Genomic DNA, 17,549 nt, shown 5'->3' with positions numbered 1-17,549 from the left:
GGGCCGACGCTCACCGCTGCAGCCAGGTCACCTCGTACGGGCCGAAGTCGACGGGCTCCCCGTCCACCTCGGCCCGCAGGGCACGGCCCGAGGTGTTGACGGCGAGCACGGTGTCGGCGTCGCCGAGGACCCGCACCCGCGCGTCGTCGGCCCAGAGCGTGGCGAACTCGGTACCCGGCGGGAACGCGGCGGCGAAGCCGCGCAGCAGCTCCAGCATCGGCCGGGCGACCTCGTCGCCGGGCGCCGGGCCGTTCCGCCACAGGCAGCCGGTGCAGCGGCCTCCGGCCTGCTGGGGGTTCCAGTAGAACGCGGCGGCGGGATCGCCCCGGGCGATCTCCATCATCGCGGTGGCCTGGACGGCGGTGTGCTCGTCCTCCCGCCAGCCGGCGTCCGACGGCGTGACGTACCACTCGGACCACCACAGGGGCAGGGAGCTGCGCTCGTGCAGCCAGCGGCCGACGTCGGAGAACTTCTCGGTGGCCGCGAATCGGTCGGGGCTCAGCGAGTCGTCCCGGGCCGCGCTGGAGCCGTCGACGGCCAGGAAGTCGGCGCCCGTACGGTGGGCGAGCCAGTAGTCCAGCGCGTCCACCACGCGCTGGTCGAGCGAGCCCCAGGGGCCCCGCACGGCGGACGCGTGGTGCGACTGCCCCGGCGGCACGCTGTCCATGCCCAGGTAGGGGCCGCCCACCAGGTTCCGCCGGTCGGCCTTCTTCACGGCCTTGTGGACGGCGTTGTACAGGCGCGTGTAGCCCTCGTAGTCCCAGCGGCCCTCGTCCCGGTTCCAGAAGCCCTTGAGCTCGTTCCAGACGACGAAGTGCCGGACGTCCGGGTACCGTTCGGCGATCCTGGCGGACAGTGCGGCGAAGTCGTCGTAGTGCTCGGGGGACGGCGCCTCCTCGATCCGCGACCAGTCGGTCCTTCCCGCCTTGCCGCCCTTCATCCAGTCCGGTGCGCAGCACAGGGTGATGACCGGTGTGCCGCCGGTCCTGCGGATCAGGGAGATGCGGCTGTCGAGGCTTTCGAAGTCGTAGTCTCCCGGAGACGGTTCCGGGTTGCCCGCGCCCCAGCCCATGATCGCCTGCACCTGCGGGAGCGGCTGCACGGACAGCTCGTCGACGATCGCCTTCCGCTCCTCGGGGTCGTTGCCGTCGGCGCTGCGCTGGGTGTGGGTGAAGCCCCACCCCAGGCCCGTGTCCGTCGCGGGAGGAGCGCCGCCCCTCTCCCAGCCCGCCTCGCGCGAACCGGAGTCCGACGGCGTGCTGCAGCCCGCCAGGAGCACGGCCGTCGCCGTCGCCGTGAGGACCGCCGTGCCCCCGGTGAGGTGAGCCGCCGCCCGTCGCAGGGTGGCGCTCACCGCCTGACGGGGAGGCTCCCGGGGCGCGTCGGTCATCGCGGTGTCAGTCGTCGGCGGGGGCGGTCCGGGGGCGGGCGCCGGGGCGTTCCGCGAGCAGCGTGTGGAGCACGCGGCGTCCGTCGGAGACGGCGTGCAGGTTCGACCGCCCGCTGCGGCGGGGCAGTTCCAGGCTGGGCACCTCGGCGATGCGCAGCCCGGAACGCAGCGCGTGCACGATCATCTCGGCTTCGATCTCGAACCCCGCCGCGTGCAGGTCCAGTTGTTCGAGGAAGCTGCGGCGGAAGGCGCAGAACCCGTAGCAGAGGTCGGTCAGCTTGGTGCCGTAGAGATGGTTGACGGCCCCGAGGAGCACCTGGTTGCCGAGCCGGCGGAAGCGGGTGATGTCGAGGGAGCCGCCTCCCGCCATGAAGCGGGATCCCTTGACGAAGTCGTAGCCGTTCTCGAGGAAGTGCAGGAAGTGGGGTATCTCGGCGGGGGACATGCTGCCGTCGGCGTCGATCATCACGACGTGGTCGCCGGTGGCCGCGAGGAAGCCGGTCCGCAGCGCGTTGCCCTTGCCGGGCCCGCACTGGGGGATGAAGCGGACCGCGGGGAGGCACTGTGTCGCCATGAGCACGGTGGCGTCGCTGGAGTCGCCGTCGACCAGGATGACCTCGTCGACGCAGTCGGGGATCTGCTCGAAGACCCACGGGATGTTGCGTGCCTCGTTGCGGGCAGGAACGACCACGCTGACGGTCGGCCGGGCGGGAGGGACGTCCTCCGCCCGCCGCATCGGGTGCGGGGTGTTGTCGGTGGCGCGACGTGCGGGGTGCGCGGGCGGCGCCGCGTGCGCCGGCGGTGTTCCGGCCGTCGTGTGCGGGGTGGCGTTCATGGTGTTCCCGTCCCAGATCGTGTATGTTTACACCGTATATGTACTTTCTAGGGTAAATCAGACATTCAAGTCAAGCCCTTCGAGGGAGCGACGATGCCGACGCAGGCCGACGGCGGTGGCCGGGGACGCAACGGTCCGGAGCGCCGGGCCCGGCCACGCAACCGGACCGGGCGCCTGAGCCGGGAACGGGTGCTGGCCGTCGGACTGGAACTCGTCGACCGGGAAGGGCTCTCCGCGTTGAGCATGCGAAGGCTGGGGGCGGAGCTGGACGTCGAGGCCATGGCCGTCTACCGGTACGCGGAGGGCAAGGACGCGCTCCTGGACGGCCTGGTGGAAGCGCTGTACACCGAGCTCCAGGAGCGGCTGGACGCCGGGACCGAGGCGGCGGGATGGCGCACGGAGCTGCACCGCGTGTCGCGGGCGACGTACGAGGTGGCACTCGCCCACCCGCACGTCGTCCCGCTGCTGGCGACCCGCATGCTGGCCGTGCCGCTGGCACGCCGGCCCCTTCCCGTCCTCAAACAGCAGGAGCGGGTGCTGGTGCTGCTGGACCGGGGCGGTCTCGACGAGGAGGCCGCCGCCGCGGTGTTCCGGGCCTACAACGGGTGGGTGCTCGGCTACCTCTTCGTCGAGCTCCGCGCCATGGTGGACAACCCGGAGGAGACCGACCCGGCGTTCCGGCTGGGCCTGCACCGGATGCCGGTCAACGAACTGCCGCGGCTGCGGGACAGCGCGCCCGTGCTCGCCGAGCAGGGGGGCGTGGAGGGGCTGGCCGCCGGGCTCGACGCCCTGCTGGACAGGCTGGTGCCCCCACGGCCGCGCCGTTGATCCGAGGCGCCGCGAATCCGGTGGCCCCGGCGGGGCCCGGTGGCGCGGTCAGCCGGGGCAGGGCTCGGAGACCCTGGCCGTGGCGAGGTCGACCGCGATGTGCGTCGGGTGCGTGCCCGGGAGGGGCGTCTGGGCGCAGACCTTCCAGTGCCGGCCGGAGATCTGCCGCCGGCCCTCCCCCGAGGCGTCGTACGAGGTCGGCGTCGAGAAGCCGGCCGCCCGTGCGGCCTCCCGTGCCCCGTCGAGGTTCTGGCCGACGAGGCCCGGAAGCACCGCCGTCTCGGTGAGCGAGGGGGACGGCTGCGGGCGGCCGTCGCCCGCGCGGACGACGGGCGGTCCGGGCTTCGACTCTCCGGGCTTCGACTCCGGCACGGAGGCCCTGTGCGAGGGCTTGCCCGAGGGCGCGGGTGCCGGAACGGTGCGGGCGTCGTGCGCCACGGCGGCGGCGCCCACGAGTACCAGGACGGAGCAGAGGCCCACGCCGATCCGCTGCGGCGTGCTCGACTTCGTGGCCGGCTCGGGGTTCACGGGCACTCCGGAGGAGAGGGGGCGGGGGCCTTGCGAAGAAGTGACGCGTGGCGGGGCACGAGGGTTGCACGCCCTGCGGGACGGGTTCAGCGGCGCGGGCCGGACCGGGTGCCGTACAGGGTGAACGCGGTGTTGACCAGCGCCACATGGCTGAAGGCCTGCGGCGCGTTGCCGAGTTGGCGTCCGTCGACCGGGTCCCACTGCTCCGACAGCAGACCGAGGTCGCTGCGGACGGACAGGACGTCCTCGAACACCGCCCGGGCCTCCGCACGCCGGCCCGCGGCCGCGAGGGCGTCCGCGTACCAGAGCCCACAGGCGAGGAAGGCTCCCTCGCCGCCGTGCAGGCCGTCCACCGGGTGCCGCGCGGAGCCGGAGACCGGCGCGTACCGGTGCAGGAAGCCGTGATGGCCCAGACGGTCGCGGATCGCGTCGAGGGTGGCCAGCACCCGCCGGTCCCGCGCGGGGAGGAAACCGAGACGGGGGATGAGCAGCGCCGTCGCGTCCACCGAGGGTGCGCCGTAGTACTGCACGAACGTGTGCTGCCCCGGGTCCCAGCCGAGCCGGCACACCTCGTCGTGGATCTCCTGCCGCATCGCCCGCCACCGGGAGGCCATCGGCCGCAGTCCGGCGGCCCGCGCCATCCGCAGCGCCCGGTCCGCGGCCACCCAGGACATCACCTTGGAATGGACGAAGTGCCGCCGCGGCCCCCGGACCTCCCACGGTCCCTCGTCCGCGTCCCGCCAGTGCTTCTGCAGGTAGTCCATGAAGGACGCGAGCAGGCTCCAGGCGTGGCGCTCGATCGGCACGCCCGCCCGCAGCGCCGAGTAGAAGGTGTTCAGCACCTCGCCGTAGACGTCCAACTGAAGCTGCTGGACCGCGTGGTTGCCGATGCGCACCGGTGCCGAGCCCTCGTAGCCGCCCAGCCAGTCCGCCGGGCCCTCCCCGATCTTGCGCTGGCCCGCGACGCCGTAGAGCGACTGCAGGTCGGCCGGGTCGCCGGCCACCGCGCGGACCAGCCAGTCCTTCCAGGCGACGGCCTCGTCCCGGAAGCCGCTGCGCAGCAGGCAGGACATCGTGGACGTGGAGTCGCGCAGCCAGCAGTACCGGTGGTCCCAGTTGCGCTCCCCGCCGACGTCCTCCGGGAGCGAGGTGGTCGCGGCGGCCAGCATGCCGCCGGTCGGCGCGTACGTGAGCGCCTTGAGCGTGATCACGGAACGGACGACGGCCTCCCGCCAGGGCCCCCGGTAGCAGCACTGCCGCGACCAGGTCTCCCAGAAGCCCAGAGTGGCGGCCAGCGCGGCGCGGGTGTCGAGATCCGCGGGCACCGGGTCGTAGGACGGGCTCCAGCTGAGGACGACGGCGCGCCGCTCGCCCGCGGAGACCGTGAAATCCATCCGCGCGCAGCCCGCCGCCACGTCCACCTCGGGCGGCGGCTCACCCGTCAGCCGCAGCGCGTCCGGGCCGGCGAACGCGGTCATCCCGGGGGCCGTCGCCACCGCGGAGGCCGCCCGCGCCTGCCGGCCCGTACCGTTGCCGGGCAGCATCCACGGCACGATGCGCCCGTAGTGGAAGCGCGGCCGCAGCTCGCCGTGCATCGCGACCCGCCCGGAAACGCCCTCCACCACCCGCACCAGGTAGGGGCTTCGCATCCGCGGCGGCATGAAGTCGGTCAGCCGGACGGTGCCGGACACGGTCTCCCACACCGATTCCAGTACCAGCGTGTCACCGCGGTAGGACCTGCGGTTGCAGCGCCCGGCGCCTGCCGGGGCGAGCCGCCAGTGTCCGTTCTCCTGTCCGCCCACCAGGGCGGCGAAGCAGGCCGGGGAGTCGAAACGCGGGGCGCACAGCCAGTCCACCGACCCGTCCCTGCCGACGAGGGCCGCGGTCTCCAGATCTCCGACGAGGGCGTAGTCCTCGATCAATCCGGGCACACCTGTCATTCTACGCGCGTGATCTTCGGCGGCGAGTTGACGGCGCCCGTGGCCGGCAGTACACCTGGAAGTACGGGGAGCGTTCGCCTCAGCAATCAGCAATTCAGCAACGCTCGGGAGATTCCGTGCCGTCCTCGTCGGCGCAGTCCATGCGCGAGACCTGCGCGCCGCACCCGCTGCGACGCGCCACCGACTGGCCTGCCGCGGGGCGACGTTCGCCACCCGACGCGGGGGGTCCGAGCCCGCCCTGTGCGCGCACACACCCCGCCCGCCGGGCGTCGGACCGGTTCGTACGGCGCCCTCCCGCTCGTCCCGCCGCCGTCCGGTCGGCCTCCTCGCGAGCCCGCCGTCGCCGTGGCCGCCGTGCGCCGGGCACGGCCCGCGGACGCGGCAGGCGTACGGACGGGGCGGACGGGTCCGACCGATCGGACGCGGTGGACGATCTCAACGCCCGCGCCCGTCGTGGCCCGGCTCGAGCGCTGCGGGGCGGTGCGGCGTGAACATCGAAGTGGTCAGGCCCGCAGAGCTCGGCTCCGCCGCGCAGGCGTCGTGGCAGACCATGCAGCGCAGCGAACCGCAGCTCGCCAACCCCTATCTGGCACCGGAGTTCGCCGTCGCGGTGGGCCGGGTGCGCCGGTCGGCACGGGTGGCGGTGCTCACCGACGGGCGCCGGGGGCCGGTGGCGTTCTTCCCCTTCGAACGCCGGACCGCCGGGCTGGGGCGGCCGATCGGGGCGGGCGTCTCCCGCTGCCAGGGGCTCGTTCACGCCTCCGGCCTGGTCCTCGACCCCGGGACGCTGCTGCGCGCCTGCCGCCTCCAGGCGTGGGAGTACGACCATCTGACGGACGGCCAGGGGCCGTTCGCGACGGGCACGGTGCGGCGGGTGCCCAGTCCGATGATCCGCGTCGACGACGGCTACGCCGCCTACACCGACCTGTTGTGGCGGCGTGCGCCCGGCGAGCTGCGCGAACTGCGGGCCTGCGAGAGCCGGTTGGCGCGCGAGGCGGGCGACCTGCGTTTCGTGTTCGACGAACGCGCGCCCGACGTGCTGGACACGCTGATGCGCTGGCATTCCGCACGGTGCCGGACCGTCAGCAGGCCCGACCCCTTCGCCCGGCCGGCGGTCCGCGCGCTGGTGTCCGACCTCCACGACACCCGGGCCGAGGGCTGCTCCGGTCTGGTGTCGGCCCTGTACGCGAACGGGCGGTTGATCGCGTGCACCTTCGGGCTGCGGTCCCGGCGGGTGCTGGTGAACCGTTTCCCCGCCTACGACGCGGCGTTCGCCCGGTACGCGCCGGGGCTGCTGATGTACCTGATGCTCGCCGAGGGGGCGGCGGGTCGCGGCATCGACCGCATCGAGCTCGGCCGGGGCTGCGGCGAGGGACACGAGGAGCAGGTGAAGTCGGCGGACGTGCTGCTGGGGGAGGGCCGGGTGGAACGCGGCACGCGGTTCGCCGGGCTGCGCGCGAAGCACGCCGACGCGGTCCGCGCCGTGCGGGCCCGGCTCGGCGGGGGGCGTTGAGGGACCGTGCGTGCCGGTCCGGTGCCCTCAGCGGGCGCGCCGGGCGTGCAGCAGCAGCATGCCGGTGTCGCCGTAGTCGGGAAGGCCGGCGTCCTTGGCGACGCGGGTCAGCCGCAGGTCCTCGGTGAGCGGCGCGAACACCGCGCGCACGGTGTCCGCGTCGGCCGGGAACGCCGGCCAGCGCGAGTCGACGCCGATCCGGTAGGTCGGCATGTTCTCCATGAACGCCGCCAGCAACTGCCCGCCCGGGCACACCGCGTGGACGAAGGCGCGGCACAGCGCGGCGAACTCGTCGCCGTCCTCGGTGACGCTCTCCGCGACGAAGTGCATCGACGCCAGACCGTACGCGCCGGCGCGTACGGCGGCGGCGCCGCCCGGCACCAGCCGCACCCGGGACAGCGCCTCGGTCAGCGTGCCGGGCAGGGCGGGATCGAGGCTGCGGCACAGCGCGTAGAACTCCTGCCAGCTGGAGTCCTGCAGGCCCGCCAGCTGCCGGGCCAGGTAGGCGCGCGCGGCCGCGCCGGGTTCCAGCGCGTCGATGCGCCGGCTGACCGCGGCGGCCTGCATCAGCGGATACAGGTTCGGTCCGCAGCCCAGCTCCAGGGAGAGCGCGACGCTGCCCGGCGGGATGCGGCGGTACACGGCCGCGTGGTGGCGGAGGACGGCCGCGTCGGCGTCGTGGATCTCGCGGTAGTTCTCCGCCAGGTAGTCGCCGACCGGCCAACGGTCCCAGTCCGCCTCGGCGTTGCGCCACGGCGGCGGCACCCCGGCCGGCGCGACTCCGGCCGGGCGGCGGTCGCGCGCCGGGCCGTGTGCCGGGCCGTGTGCCGGGTGGGTGGTCACCGTCGCCTCCCCGTACCGCCGGCCGCCGCACGGGGCCCGGTGCCCGCCCCGCCCGCGTCGTCCGCGGGACGCAGCGGGAAGCGGCGGGCGAGATCGGTCAGCGTCGCGTTGAGTTCCTCGATCTGCTCCTCGGTGTTGCTCGCGGTGATCTGCACTCGGAAACCCACCTGGTCCCGCGGCACCAACGGGTACGCGGCGAGCGTCACGTAGACGCCGCGGTCCCACAGGAAGCCGCTCACCTCGTCCAGGTCGGCCGCGTCCCCGAGCGGGATCTCGATGATGGGCAGTCCGTCGGTGTTCGGCGTGCCGACGTCCAGCTCCCTCAGGTGGTGCAGGACCGCCGCCGTCCGCCGGTACAGGTCGCCGCGCAGCGCGTCGCCCCGGCGGTCGTTGACGTCCATCCCGGCCAGTACGGTCGCCAGTGAGGCGGTCGGCGACGGGCCGGAGTACAGGTAGGGCGCGGCGGCCACCTTCAGGTGCTCCTTGAGCCAGGTCGGCAGGGCGAGGAACGCCAGTAGCGACGAGTACGCCTTGGAGAACCCGCCGACCAGCACGATCCCCTCGTAGCTCTCCCCGATGTGCCGGATGATGCTGTTGCCCCGGCACCCGTACGGCGAGGTCTCGTCCGGCCGGCGCTCACCGATCACGCCGAAGCCGTGCGCGTCGTCGACGTACAGCAGCGCGCCGTGCTCCCGGCAGACGCGGGCGAGGGCGCCCAGGTCGGGGCAGTTGCCCGTCATGCTGTTGACGCCGTCCAGGCAGACCAGCCGGGACGAGCCGGCGGGCACGGCGTGCAGCAGGGCGTCGAGCTGGTCGGGCCGGTCGGCGTGGAAGCGCTGCACGCTCGCTCCGTGGCCGCGCGCCACCACGCACCCGTCGTAGACCGTGCGGTGCGCCTTGGCCTCCACGAACACATGGCCCTCGCCCGCGAGGACGGGGATCACCGACTGGTGGATCAGGCTGATGGTCGGCAGCACCAGGGCGTCCGGGGCGCCGAGCAGGCCGGCCAGCCGCTCCTCGATGCGCGGGTAGAGGTTCGGGTTGCCGATCAGCCGGGACCAGCTCGGGTGGGTGCCCCAGCGCCTCACCTGCGGCCCGATGGCCTCGATGATCTCGGGGTCGAGGTCGAAGCCGAGGTAGTTGCAGGACGCGAAGTCGGTCAGCCAGTGGTTCCCGCAGCGGATGCGGCGTCCGTCCACCTCGTCGATCACCGCGTCGACCATGCGGCTGGAGTGCCACAGCTTCGACAGGTCGCCCCAGCGCGGGTCGCGGCGGATCGCCCACCCCTCGGGCCGCTGCTGGGTGTGCCGGGCGGTGGTGCTCGGGGCCTGCGGGCGGTGCTGCTGCGCGCCGTCGAGGAGCAGCCGTTCGCCCTCCTGCGAGGTCATCGGGTGGGCGTACAGGTAGCCCTGGCCGAAGTGGCAGCCCATCGCGGCCAGCAGGTCGCGCTGGCCGCGCTCCTCGATGCCCTCGGCGACGACCTGGAGGCCGAGCACGTCCGCGATCCGCACGATGCCCTCGACGAGCGCGACCTGCTGGGCGTCGGTGGTGAGGTGGTCGATGAAGGACTTGTCGACCTTGAGCATGTCGATGGGGAAGTCCCGCAGGTAGCTCAGCGAGGAGAAGCCGGTGCCGAAGTCGTCGATGGCGATGGACACGCCGAGGTCCTTGAGCGTCGACATCGTGGTGCGGACCTGGTCGTCGCGGCGCATGAAGGCGCTCTCGGTCAGCTCCAGGATCAGCGAACGCGGCGCCAGCCCCGAGGTGTCCAGCACCTGGCGCACCTGCCCGAGGAACGCCTCGTCGCGGAACTGCCGTGCGGAGACGTTGACGTTGACGTACAGCGGCTCGGCGAGGGGGCGTACCTGCTGCCAGCGGGCCACGTCCGAGGCCGCCCGCGCCAGCACCCAGGCGCCCAGCGGCATGATGTGGCCGGTCTCCTCCGCCAGGGTGATGAACTCGTCCGGCGCCACCAGGCCGCGCCGCTCGTGCGGCCACCGGACGAGAGCCTCGAAGCCGACCAGGTCGCCGGAGGAGATCTGCACGATGGGCTGGTAGCGCAGCGCGAACGCCTCCCGGGCGATGGCGCTGTCGAGCCCGGCCTGGAGTTCGTGCCGCTCCCGCAGCCCCGAGTGCAGCTCGCGGCGGTAGTGCCGCCACTGCCGCTTGCCCGTGGTCTTCGCCGCGTACAGGGCCAGGTCGGCGTGGCCGAGCAACTCCTCACTGTCCGCGCTGTCCTCGGACGTGGCGATGCCCACGGACGCGGACGCGTTGACCGTCCCGCTGGTGAGCCGGAACGGTTGGGACAGGGCCTGCACGACCTGCCCGGCCAGCCGCTCCGTGTCCTCGGGCCGCTTGGAACCCTCGATGAGCACGGCGAACTCGTCACCGCCCAGCCGGGCCGCGGTGTCGCTGCGGCGCACCGTGGAGGTGAGCCGGCGGGCCACGGCCGTCAGCAGCTCGTCGCCCAGCGAGTGGCCCATGGTGTCGTTGACGACCTTGAAGTCGTCCAGGTCGATGAAGAGCACGCCGGTGAGGGTGGCGTCCCGGCGCCCGCGCAGCAGCGCACGCTCGATGCGTTCCAGCAGCAGGACGCGGTTGGGCAGCCCGGTCAGCGGGTCGTGGAACGCGCGGTGGGTCAGCTCCCGTTCGAGCTTCCGCTGCTCGGTGACGTCGCGCAGGGTCAGGACCAGGGCGTTCACCGTGTTCTCGTGGCGCAGGTTGGAGCAGCGCACCTCGACGTCGAGAGGATCCCCGTCCTCCCGCACCACGCGCCAGTCGCCGCGGGTGTCGCCGCTGCCGCCCGCCCGGATGCGGGCCAGGCGTTCCAGCACGGCCGCCCGGTCGTCGGGGTGGAGGAGCCGGTCGAGGGGCGTTCCCGGGAGGTGGGTGGTGCCGAACATGCCGTCCGCGGAAGGGCTGGCGTAGCGCACGGTGTCGTCGTCGTTGACGATGAGGATCACGTCCGAGGTGTTGTGCACCAGGGTGCGGAAGTACGCCTCGCTGTTGCGGCGGCTGATCTCCCGGCTCAGGCCCACCCGTTCGAGGGCGAGCGCGACCTGCGAGGACAGGCTCTCCAGGGCGCCCCACAGGCCGAGGAGCCTGCGCTCGGAGGCGGCGACGAGGAGCATGCCCAGCAACGGGCGGCCGCGCGGCCCCTCGGCGGTGAGCGGGCAGAGCAGCACCTTCTCCGACTCTCCCAGGTCGGCGGCGAGGGCGGGCCCCAGCGCCTCGACGGAGACGAGGCGCTTGCCGGAGGCGAGTGCGGAGAGACGGCCCTCCGGCTCCTCGGGGTGTTCCTCGACCTGCCGGACCCAGGGGCGCCCCGTGGTGGGCATGGCCTGGAGATCGCCGTCCGGGTCGGACACCAGCAGCAGCGTGGCGTGCCGGACTCCGCGGCCGAAGAGGGCGGTGGCGGCCACGTCCACGCAGGCCGCGACCTCCCGCGGGCTGATCGCCGAGACCAGCGAGCCGGCCGCGACGCGCAGGCCGCGTTCCCGGCCGACGGCGCGCCGGTGGTCGGCCATGACGCCGCCCAGCCGCGCCAGCACCAGCAGGAACATCACGCCGGCGAACGCGGCGAGCACCGCGGCATCCCCGGGGCGGCCGGCACTGGCCTCGTACGCCAGCATGCCCGGGGCGACCAGGCAGGCGGCGCCCAGCAGCGCGAGGCGGCGGTGGGGGATGCCGGGGGTGGGGGGCGGCATGGGTTCGGTCAGTTCGACCATGGACGGGTGCAGTGCGGCCAGGCCCCAGGCGAGGAAGAAGACCACCCAGCCCAGGTCCTTGGGCGAGCCGACCTGCCAGGTGCCCTGGAGCTGCAGGTAGCCGTACAGCACGTCGGAGACCAGCAGGCCCAGTGAGCCCAGCACCAGCAGTTGCACCGCCCGGGACCGGGCGCCGCCGGGCACGAGCAGCCGCAACAGCAGCGCGAGGACCAGCACGTCGCCGAGCGGGTAGGCGATGGAGATCAGTTTGTCGAGGAGGGGCGTGTCCTCGGCGCTGGCGAGAGGGTCGATGAGGAAGCGCCAGGAGAAGAGCGCGAGGGCGAGCGTGAGGATCAGCGCGTCGAGGAGGTTGGCCAGGTCCCGCCCCGGCCCGCGGTACCGGATGAACGCGTACAGCCCGACGGCGTACAGGGGGTAGGTGAGCAGGTAGAAGGCGTCGGCGGGGGAGGGGAACGGGTTGGGCTGGTTGTAGAGGTTCTCCAGCACGTTGTAGGTGGTGTCGCCCGCGGTGAAGGCGAGCGAGGCGGCCGCCAGGACCGCCCACGGCCAGGCGGGGGCGGGCCGGTTGCGGCGGACGCCGACCAGCATCGCGGCGACCCCGAGCAACCCGATGGCGGCCCACAGGCTGGTGTGGCGGGCGGGGAAGAGCAGGTAGGCGACCGTGAGCGGGACGGCCAGCAGCACGAGCCCGGCCATCAGGGCGCCCGTCCGCGGTGTCCCGATCAAGGAAACCGCCCCCTTGGATCGTGAACCTCTTCCGATGCTAGGACCGGCCGCAGGCGCCTGCATGTCGGCGCCTGAGGGGGTGTCGGCCCAGGCCGCAGGTGTCGGCCCAGGCGGTAGACTGAGGCGGCAGACGTACACCCCGAGCCCGGCGCCGCGTCGGCAGGGCTTCGTGCAGGACCAGAGCCCGGCGTGCGGGCCTGGTCCTTCTTGACGTCGCGTCGTCCGCCTTCCGCCCGTCTTCCGCATGACGAGGAGCCGCTTCCGTGACGAATCTCGCGCTCGGGCCGAGCTGGCTGGATCCGGACTACCTGATCCAGACCTTCGGGCTGATCGGCATCCTCGTCATCGTCTTCGCCGAGTCGGGGCTCTTCTTCGGCTTCTTCCTGCCGGGCGACTCGCTGCTGTTCACCACCGGTCTGCTGGTGGCGACGGGCCAGTACCTGCACTACCCGCTGTGGCTGGTGTGCAGCCTGGTCGTGATCGCCGCGGTCCTCGGCGACCAGGTCGGCTACCTCTTCGGCCGCAAGGTCGGTCCGGCGCTCTTCAAACGCCCGGACTCGCGGTTCTTCAAACAGGAGAACGTCGAGAAGGCGCACGACTTCTTCGAGAAGTACGGCCCCAAGTCGCTGGTGCTGGCCCGCTTCGTGCCGATCGTGCGGACGTTCACGCCGATCGTGGCGGGCGTGAGCCGGATGAACTACCGCTCGTTCGTCACCTTCAACGTCCTCGGCGGCGTCCTGTGGGGCGCTGGCGTCACACTGCTCGGTGCCGCGCTGGGCCAGGTCGACTTCGTGCACCAGCACATCGAGGCGATCCTGATCGGCATCGTGCTGCTGTCGGTGCTGCCGATCGTGATCGAGTACCTGCGGGCCCGGCGCTCCTCCGGGAAGGGCCGCGGCCCGGGAGACGGTGACCGGAACGGCAGCGGGAACGGCGACGGCTCCGGGCAGCGCCCCGACGCCGGACGCAGGGCCGCCCGGCGGGCCGACCGGCCGCGCCGCCGCGGCCGGCACGCCCTGCGCTGAGCTCCCGTCACCGCGCGGGTGCGGTGGGTCCCGGGGGCAGCGCGGTCGTCACCGGGGCTACCCCCAGTCGCGCCCGGAGCGCCCGCGCTTCAGGTCGCCGCGCTGCTTCTTCTGCCGCAGCCGCCGCTCGTTGACGCCGCGCGGTATCCGCTTCTTCCGCCGCGGCCGGGGCGGCGGCGCGGTGGCCTCGGCGAGCAGCGCGGCCATCCGTACGGCGGCCGTCTCGCGGTTCCGCCACTGCGAGCGGTGCTCGCTCGCGCGTACGACCAGGACACCGGCCACCAGGCGGCCCGCCAGCTGCTCCAGGGCGCGCGTCTTCCACACCTGGGGCAGCGCCTCGGTGGCGGCGAGGTCGAAACGCAGTTCGACGCTGCTGTCACTGGTGTTGACGTGCTGCCCGCCCGGCCCCGAGGACCTGCTGAAACGCCAGCGGAGCTCGGACTCCGGGAGCGGGACGGAGCCGCGGATGACATGGGGACCGGACATGCGTCCCATCGTCGCGCGTCCTGCCGTCCGCCGTCACGGCGTTTTCGCACCGCCGTGGGAACCCGGGCCCGGCCCGGTGGCGTTGTGGGTGGTGAAGGGTACGGACCCGAGAGATTCGCAACGAAAGGGCAACCCCATGGCTGTAAGCCTGTCCAAGGGCGGCAACGTCTCACTCACCAAGGAGGCGCCCGGCCTCACCGCCGTCACGGTCGGCCTCGGCTGGGACGTCCGTACCACCACGGGCACGGACTTCGACCTCGACGCCAGCGCCATCGCGGTGAACGGGGCCGGACGGGTCCACTCCGACCAGCACTTCGTCTTCTTCAACAACCGCGCCACCCCGGACCAGTCGATCGTGCACTCGGGCGACAACGTCACCGGTCAGGGCGAGGGGGACGACGAGCAGATCAACGTCAACCTGGCCGCGCTGCCCGGCGAGATCGACAAGATCGTCTTCCCGGTCTCGATCTACGACGCGGAGTCCCGCAGCCAGAACTTCGGCCAGGTGCGCAACGCGTTCATCCGTGTCGTCAACCAGGCCGGCGGCACCGAGATCGCGCGCTACGACCTCAGCGAGGACGCGGCGACCGAGACCGCGATGGTCTTCGGCGAGCTGTACCGCAACGGCGCCGAGTGGAAGTTCCGCGCCGTGGGCCAGGGCTACGCCTCCGGTCTCGTCGGCATCGCGCAGGACTTCGGCGTCAACGTCTGATCGCGCGCACCGCCCTCGGGGCCCCGGCGGCCCGACGGCACCGCCCCGCCGGCCCGGCCTCCCCGCAGGGAGACCGGGCCGGCGTCGTGCGGGGCAACCTCACGCACCCCCGTCCGCCGGACCGGCTCGTCCGGGTGCCGCCGCCGCGTGGACCGGGGCGGGCGGCGGAGCGACAATGGCCAGGTGAGACCTGACAGCCCGAGGCATTCGCCGCACCGGTAGGGGGTGACACCTCGTGACCTCCTCCGCCGGGCCGCGCGGCAGGCGTACCGCGCCTCCCCCGGGGCTGCCCGCGCAGGCGTTCGACGCCGCGCCGTTCACGGTCGCCGCGACCTGGGACGCCGACCACCGCCTCGCCTACGCCAACCCCCGCCACCGCGGGCTGTTCGGCGACGCACCGCTCGGCACCCCCTTCGCCCGGGCCTGCCCCGACCTGGCCGGCGACGAGTTCCTGAGCCGCATGGACACCGTCCAGCGCACCGGCGAGCCGTACGTCTTCACCGCCCTCCCGGTGGTGCTGCACGTTCCCGGAGAGGGGTCCACCGAGAAGCTGTTCACCTGCAGCCTCTCCCCAGCGGTCGCACCGGACGGCCTGCGCGGCGTGCTGGTGGTCTCCACCGAGGTCACCGGCCAGATCGAGGCGCAGCGGCGCATCCTCCACCGGTTCCAGCGGCTGGTCGGGGCCAGCGAGCAGAAGACCCTGGTGGCCGACCCGGCCGGCCGGGCGCTGGAGCTGTCCGGCTGGGAGCACGTGACCGGCCGTACGCGGGCCGAGCTGATCGGCGACGGCTGGCTGGACACCGCGCACCCGGAGGACCGGCCCGCCCTGGAGAAGGCGTGGCGCGACGCCGTACGCGACGTTCCCGAACGCTTCGAGCACGTCTACCGGCTGCGGTACCGGGACGGCTCCTACCGGCACTGCCGCATCGGTGCCGTGCCGTTGCGGGACGACGGGACGCTCGTGGAGTGGGTGGCCGGGTGCTCCGACATCGAGGAGGAGTGGCTGGAGGAGCGCCGTGCCGCGCTGCTCGCCCGGGCCGCCGCCGTGGTCGGCGACGCCGCGAGCGCGGAGGAGTCCTTCGCCGCGCTCAGCCACGTCGTGGTGCCCGCGCTCGCCGACCAGTGCGGCATCTACCTGCTGCCCGACTGGCCGGGCGAAGGCTCGAAGGCCGAGACCCTGACCGTACAGCGGGTGGCCGCCACCGCCCGGCGTGGCTTGGAGGCGCGGCTGCCGCCGTTGCGCGACGAGCACGTCGACCCGCACGTCCACAGTGCCTTCACCCACGCCGCGCTGGCCCGGGTGCCCGCCCGGGCGACGTTTCCGCCCGGCCAGGCGCCGCCCGGGTTCGCCCCGCCCGCGCTCGCGCCGTGGATCGTCAAGGCCCAGGCGCACAGCGGCGTCCTGGTGCCCGTGCTGGTGGACGGCACGGTCGCCGCGGTGGTCTCGGCGTTCGTCTGCGGCGCGCGGGAGGCCATCTCCGACCAGGACACCGAGCTGATCCGCGACATCCTGGAGCACGCCCACGGACCGCTGCGCAACGCCCTGGAACTGCACCGCACCCGACGGGTCGCCAACGCGCTGCAGCACAGTCTGCTGACCGCGCCGCCGCACGTGCCCGGACTCCAGATCAGCGCGCGCTACCGCGCCAGCGCCACCACCGCCGAGGTGGGCGGCGACTGGTACGACTCCTTCCTGCTGCCGGACGGCGTGGCCAGCCTGGTGATCGGCGACGTCGCCGGCCACGACCTGGCCGCCGCCGTCACCATGAGCCGGATGCGCAACATGCTGCGCGGGCTGGCGGTCGACCGCACCGAGCCGCCCGGCGACATCGTGCGCCGGCTCGACCTGGCCGCGCAGTGCCTCGGCCCCGAAGAGACCACCGCGACCTGCGTGTTCTGCCGCGTCGAGCCGATGGGCGACGGCCACTGGCGGCTCAACTACGCCGTCGCCGGCCATCCGCCGCCACTGGTCGTCGAGGCCGACGGCAGCTCACGTTTCCTGGAGGCGTCGCACGGCCCGCTGCTCGGCGGCATCTCCCCGGAGATCCCCCGCGGCAACGCCCTGGAGCGGCTGGGCCCCGACTGCACCCTGCTGCTCTACACCGACGGCCTGGTCGAGCGGCCCGGAGAGGACATCGACACCAGCCTGGAACGCCTGCGGGAGCGCGCCGAGACGCTGGTGACGGCACCGTTGGAGGACTTCTGCGACGAGCTGGTCGACCGCCACAACCCCGGCACCAGCGACGACATCGCGCTGATCGCACTGCGCACGGAGCCTGACCCGCACGGAGCCTGACCCGCGCGGCGCCTGACCCGCGCGGCGCCTGAGCCGCAGCGCGCACCGGCGGGAGCGCGCCCGGCGAGCGACGCGTCGACCGCCGTCGCGCGCCCGCGCCACCGCCCGACGGCCGCGCAACGGGCCCGTGACAGCATCGGGGCGTGCTCGACATCGGCTACGCCCTCTCCTCCCGCTTCCCCGATCCGCCGCAGACCGACTACCGCACCGCCGACCGGACCGCGCTGCGGCACGACCTCTTCTGCGGCGACGTGTACCTCGCGGACGTCGACACGGACCGCGAGGTGTGCACGGCCTGGGGATGGCTGCCGGTGCTGGACTTCGCCTGGGCGCTCTGCGACATCGCCGAGCGGCTGGACCGCGACCCCCTCGGCGGACGCTCGCCCGGCCCGCAGCGGGCCGAGATCGACTTCACCGAGAGCGTCGACCGGCTGCGTTTCGAGCGCCGTTTCGGCACGGTGGAGGTCATCGCGGACTGGTCCGCTCCGCACGAGCCGCCGCTCGTCCTCGGGTACACGGAGCTGCGGCGCGAGGCCCGCGACTTCCTGCACGACCTGCTGGCCGACCTCGTCGACATGCACGAGGGGCTGGATGCGAACCCCGAGGTGTGGAGCCTGCGGGCGCGCTTTCCCCGTCTGTAGGCGGCCGGCGACGCTGCGTGGGCGTGCCCGGGGTTTGTTACTCGCCGGTTCCGTTCGG

General features: G+C 73.5%; 13 protein-coding genes. 6 read left to right on the top strand and 7 right to left on the bottom strand.

The genetic code is table 11. The features are described from left to right. Positions 1–10 precede the first annotated feature (10 nt). Positions 11–1,390 (bottom strand): GH39 family glycosyl hydrolase, encoded by a 1,380-nt coding sequence (locus tag RM572_RS07015; protein ID WP_311672406.1) that lies wholly within the window; start codon positions 1,388–1,390, stop codon positions 11–13. Positions 1,391–1,397: 7 nt separating this feature from the next. Continuing rightward, positions 1,398–2,225 (bottom strand): glycosyltransferase family 2 protein, encoded by an 828-nt coding sequence (locus RM572_RS07010; RefSeq protein ID WP_311672405.1) that lies wholly within the window; start codon positions 2,223–2,225, stop codon positions 1,398–1,400. Positions 2,226–2,318: 93 nt separating this feature from the next. Here RM572_RS07010 and RM572_RS07005 point away from each other — a divergent pair, with 93 nt between their 5' ends. Beyond that, positions 2,319–3,053: a TetR/AcrR family transcriptional regulator gene (locus RM572_RS07005; protein WP_311672404.1), complete on the top strand. Its 735-nt coding sequence runs from the start codon at positions 2,319–2,321 to the stop codon at positions 3,051–3,053. A 48-nt stretch (positions 3,054–3,101) separates the two neighbouring features. Here the strand turns inward: RM572_RS07005 and RM572_RS07000 are convergent, their stop codons facing one another. Next, the gene (locus tag RM572_RS07000; RefSeq protein WP_311672403.1) at positions 3,102–3,581 is read right to left on the bottom strand and encodes a hypothetical protein; all 480 of its coding nucleotides are present in this window, start codon (positions 3,579–3,581) and stop codon (positions 3,102–3,104) included. An 86-nt stretch (positions 3,582–3,667) separates the two neighbouring features. Beyond that, positions 3,668–5,521 carry a glycoside hydrolase family 15 protein gene (locus RM572_RS06995; RefSeq protein WP_394813538.1) on the bottom strand — a complete coding sequence of 618 codons (1,854 nt, stop codon included), beginning with the start codon at positions 5,519–5,521 and terminating at the stop codon, positions 3,668–3,670. A 487-nt stretch (positions 5,522–6,008) separates the two neighbouring features. On the opposite strand from RM572_RS06995, the gene RM572_RS06990 reads away from it, so the two are divergent. Continuing rightward, on the top strand, positions 6,009–7,034 hold the full coding sequence (locus RM572_RS06990; protein ID WP_311672401.1) for a GNAT family N-acetyltransferase: 1,026 nt from the start codon (positions 6,009–6,011) through the stop codon (positions 7,032–7,034). Between the two features lie 27 nt (positions 7,035–7,061). On the opposite strand, the gene RM572_RS06985 is transcribed toward RM572_RS06990, so the two are convergent. Further along, the gene (locus RM572_RS06985; RefSeq protein ID WP_311672400.1) at positions 7,062–7,877 is read right to left on the bottom strand and encodes a class I SAM-dependent methyltransferase; all 816 of its coding nucleotides are present in this window, start codon (positions 7,875–7,877) and stop codon (positions 7,062–7,064) included. After that, a complete protein-coding gene (locus tag RM572_RS06980) occupies positions 7,874–12,331 on the bottom strand; it encodes an aminotransferase class I/II-fold pyridoxal phosphate-dependent enzyme (RefSeq protein WP_311672399.1) in 4,458 nt (1,485 codons plus the stop codon). Before RM572_RS06980 ends, RM572_RS06985 begins: the two co-directional genes overlap by 4 nt. Before the next feature lie 263 nt (positions 12,332–12,594). Between RM572_RS06980 and RM572_RS06975 the strand changes: the two genes are divergently transcribed. Continuing rightward, positions 12,595–13,356, top strand: a complete 762-nt coding sequence (locus tag RM572_RS06975) for a DedA family protein (RefSeq protein ID WP_311672398.1) — start codon at positions 12,595–12,597, stop codon at positions 13,354–13,356. A gap of 57 nt (positions 13,357–13,413) precedes the next feature. Here RM572_RS06975 and arfB read toward each other — a convergent pair whose 3' ends face one another. Further along, a complete protein-coding gene (arfB, locus tag RM572_RS06970; protein WP_027765697.1) occupies positions 13,414–13,842 on the bottom strand; it encodes an alternative ribosome rescue aminoacyl-tRNA hydrolase ArfB in 429 nt (142 codons plus the stop codon). A gap of 136 nt (positions 13,843–13,978) precedes the next feature. Between arfB and RM572_RS06965 the strand changes: the two genes are divergently transcribed. The 3 genes from RM572_RS06965 to RM572_RS06955 all read left to right on the top strand — a co-directional run bounded on the left by RM572_RS06965 (position 13,979) and on the right by RM572_RS06955 (position 17,491). Continuing rightward, positions 13,979–14,554 carry a TerD family protein gene (locus RM572_RS06965; RefSeq protein WP_027765698.1) on the top strand — a complete coding sequence of 192 codons (576 nt, stop codon included), beginning with the start codon at positions 13,979–13,981 and terminating at the stop codon, positions 14,552–14,554. A gap of 235 nt (positions 14,555–14,789) precedes the next feature. Then, complete coding sequence (locus RM572_RS06960; RefSeq protein ID WP_311672397.1) at positions 14,790–16,850, top strand: SpoIIE family protein phosphatase; 2,061 nt, start codon at positions 14,790–14,792, stop codon at positions 16,848–16,850. Positions 16,851–16,993: 143 nt separating this feature from the next. Further along, positions 16,994–17,491, top strand: a complete 498-nt coding sequence (locus RM572_RS06955; RefSeq protein ID WP_311672396.1) for a hypothetical protein — start codon at positions 16,994–16,996, stop codon at positions 17,489–17,491. The last annotated feature ends 58 nt before the right edge of the window (positions 17,492–17,549 follow it).

Origin of the sequence: Streptomyces hazeniae (genome assembly GCF_031845485.1) — a bacterium.
GTDB classification, from domain to species: Bacteria; Actinomycetota; Actinomycetes; order Streptomycetales; family Streptomycetaceae; genus Streptomyces; species Streptomyces hazeniae.
The sequence above is the reverse complement of the archived record's forward strand: the minus strand, read 5'-3'. Positions and strand labels throughout refer to the sequence as shown.

Bases quoted from the DNA above. Each gene is read 5' to 3' on its own strand.
- RM572_RS07015 (WP_311672406.1), bottom strand. From the start codon at position 1,390: ATGACCGACGCGCCCCGGGAGCCTCCCCGTCAGGCGGTGAGCGCCACC.
- RM572_RS07010 (WP_311672405.1), bottom strand. From the start codon at position 2,225: ATGAACGCCACCCCGCACACGACGGCCGGAACACCGCCGGCGCACGCG.
- RM572_RS07005 (WP_311672404.1), top strand. From the start codon at position 2,319: ATGCCGACGCAGGCCGACGGCGGTGGCCGGGGACGCAACGGTCCGGAG.
- RM572_RS06995 (WP_394813538.1), bottom strand. From the start codon at position 5,521: ATGACAGGTGTGCCCGGATTGATCGAGGACTACGCCCTCGTCGGAGAT.
- arfB (WP_027765697.1), bottom strand. From the start codon at position 13,842: ATGTCCGGTCCCCATGTCATCCGCGGCTCCGTCCCGCTCCCGGAGTCC.
- RM572_RS06965 (WP_027765698.1), top strand. From the start codon at position 13,979: ATGGCTGTAAGCCTGTCCAAGGGCGGCAACGTCTCACTCACCAAGGAG.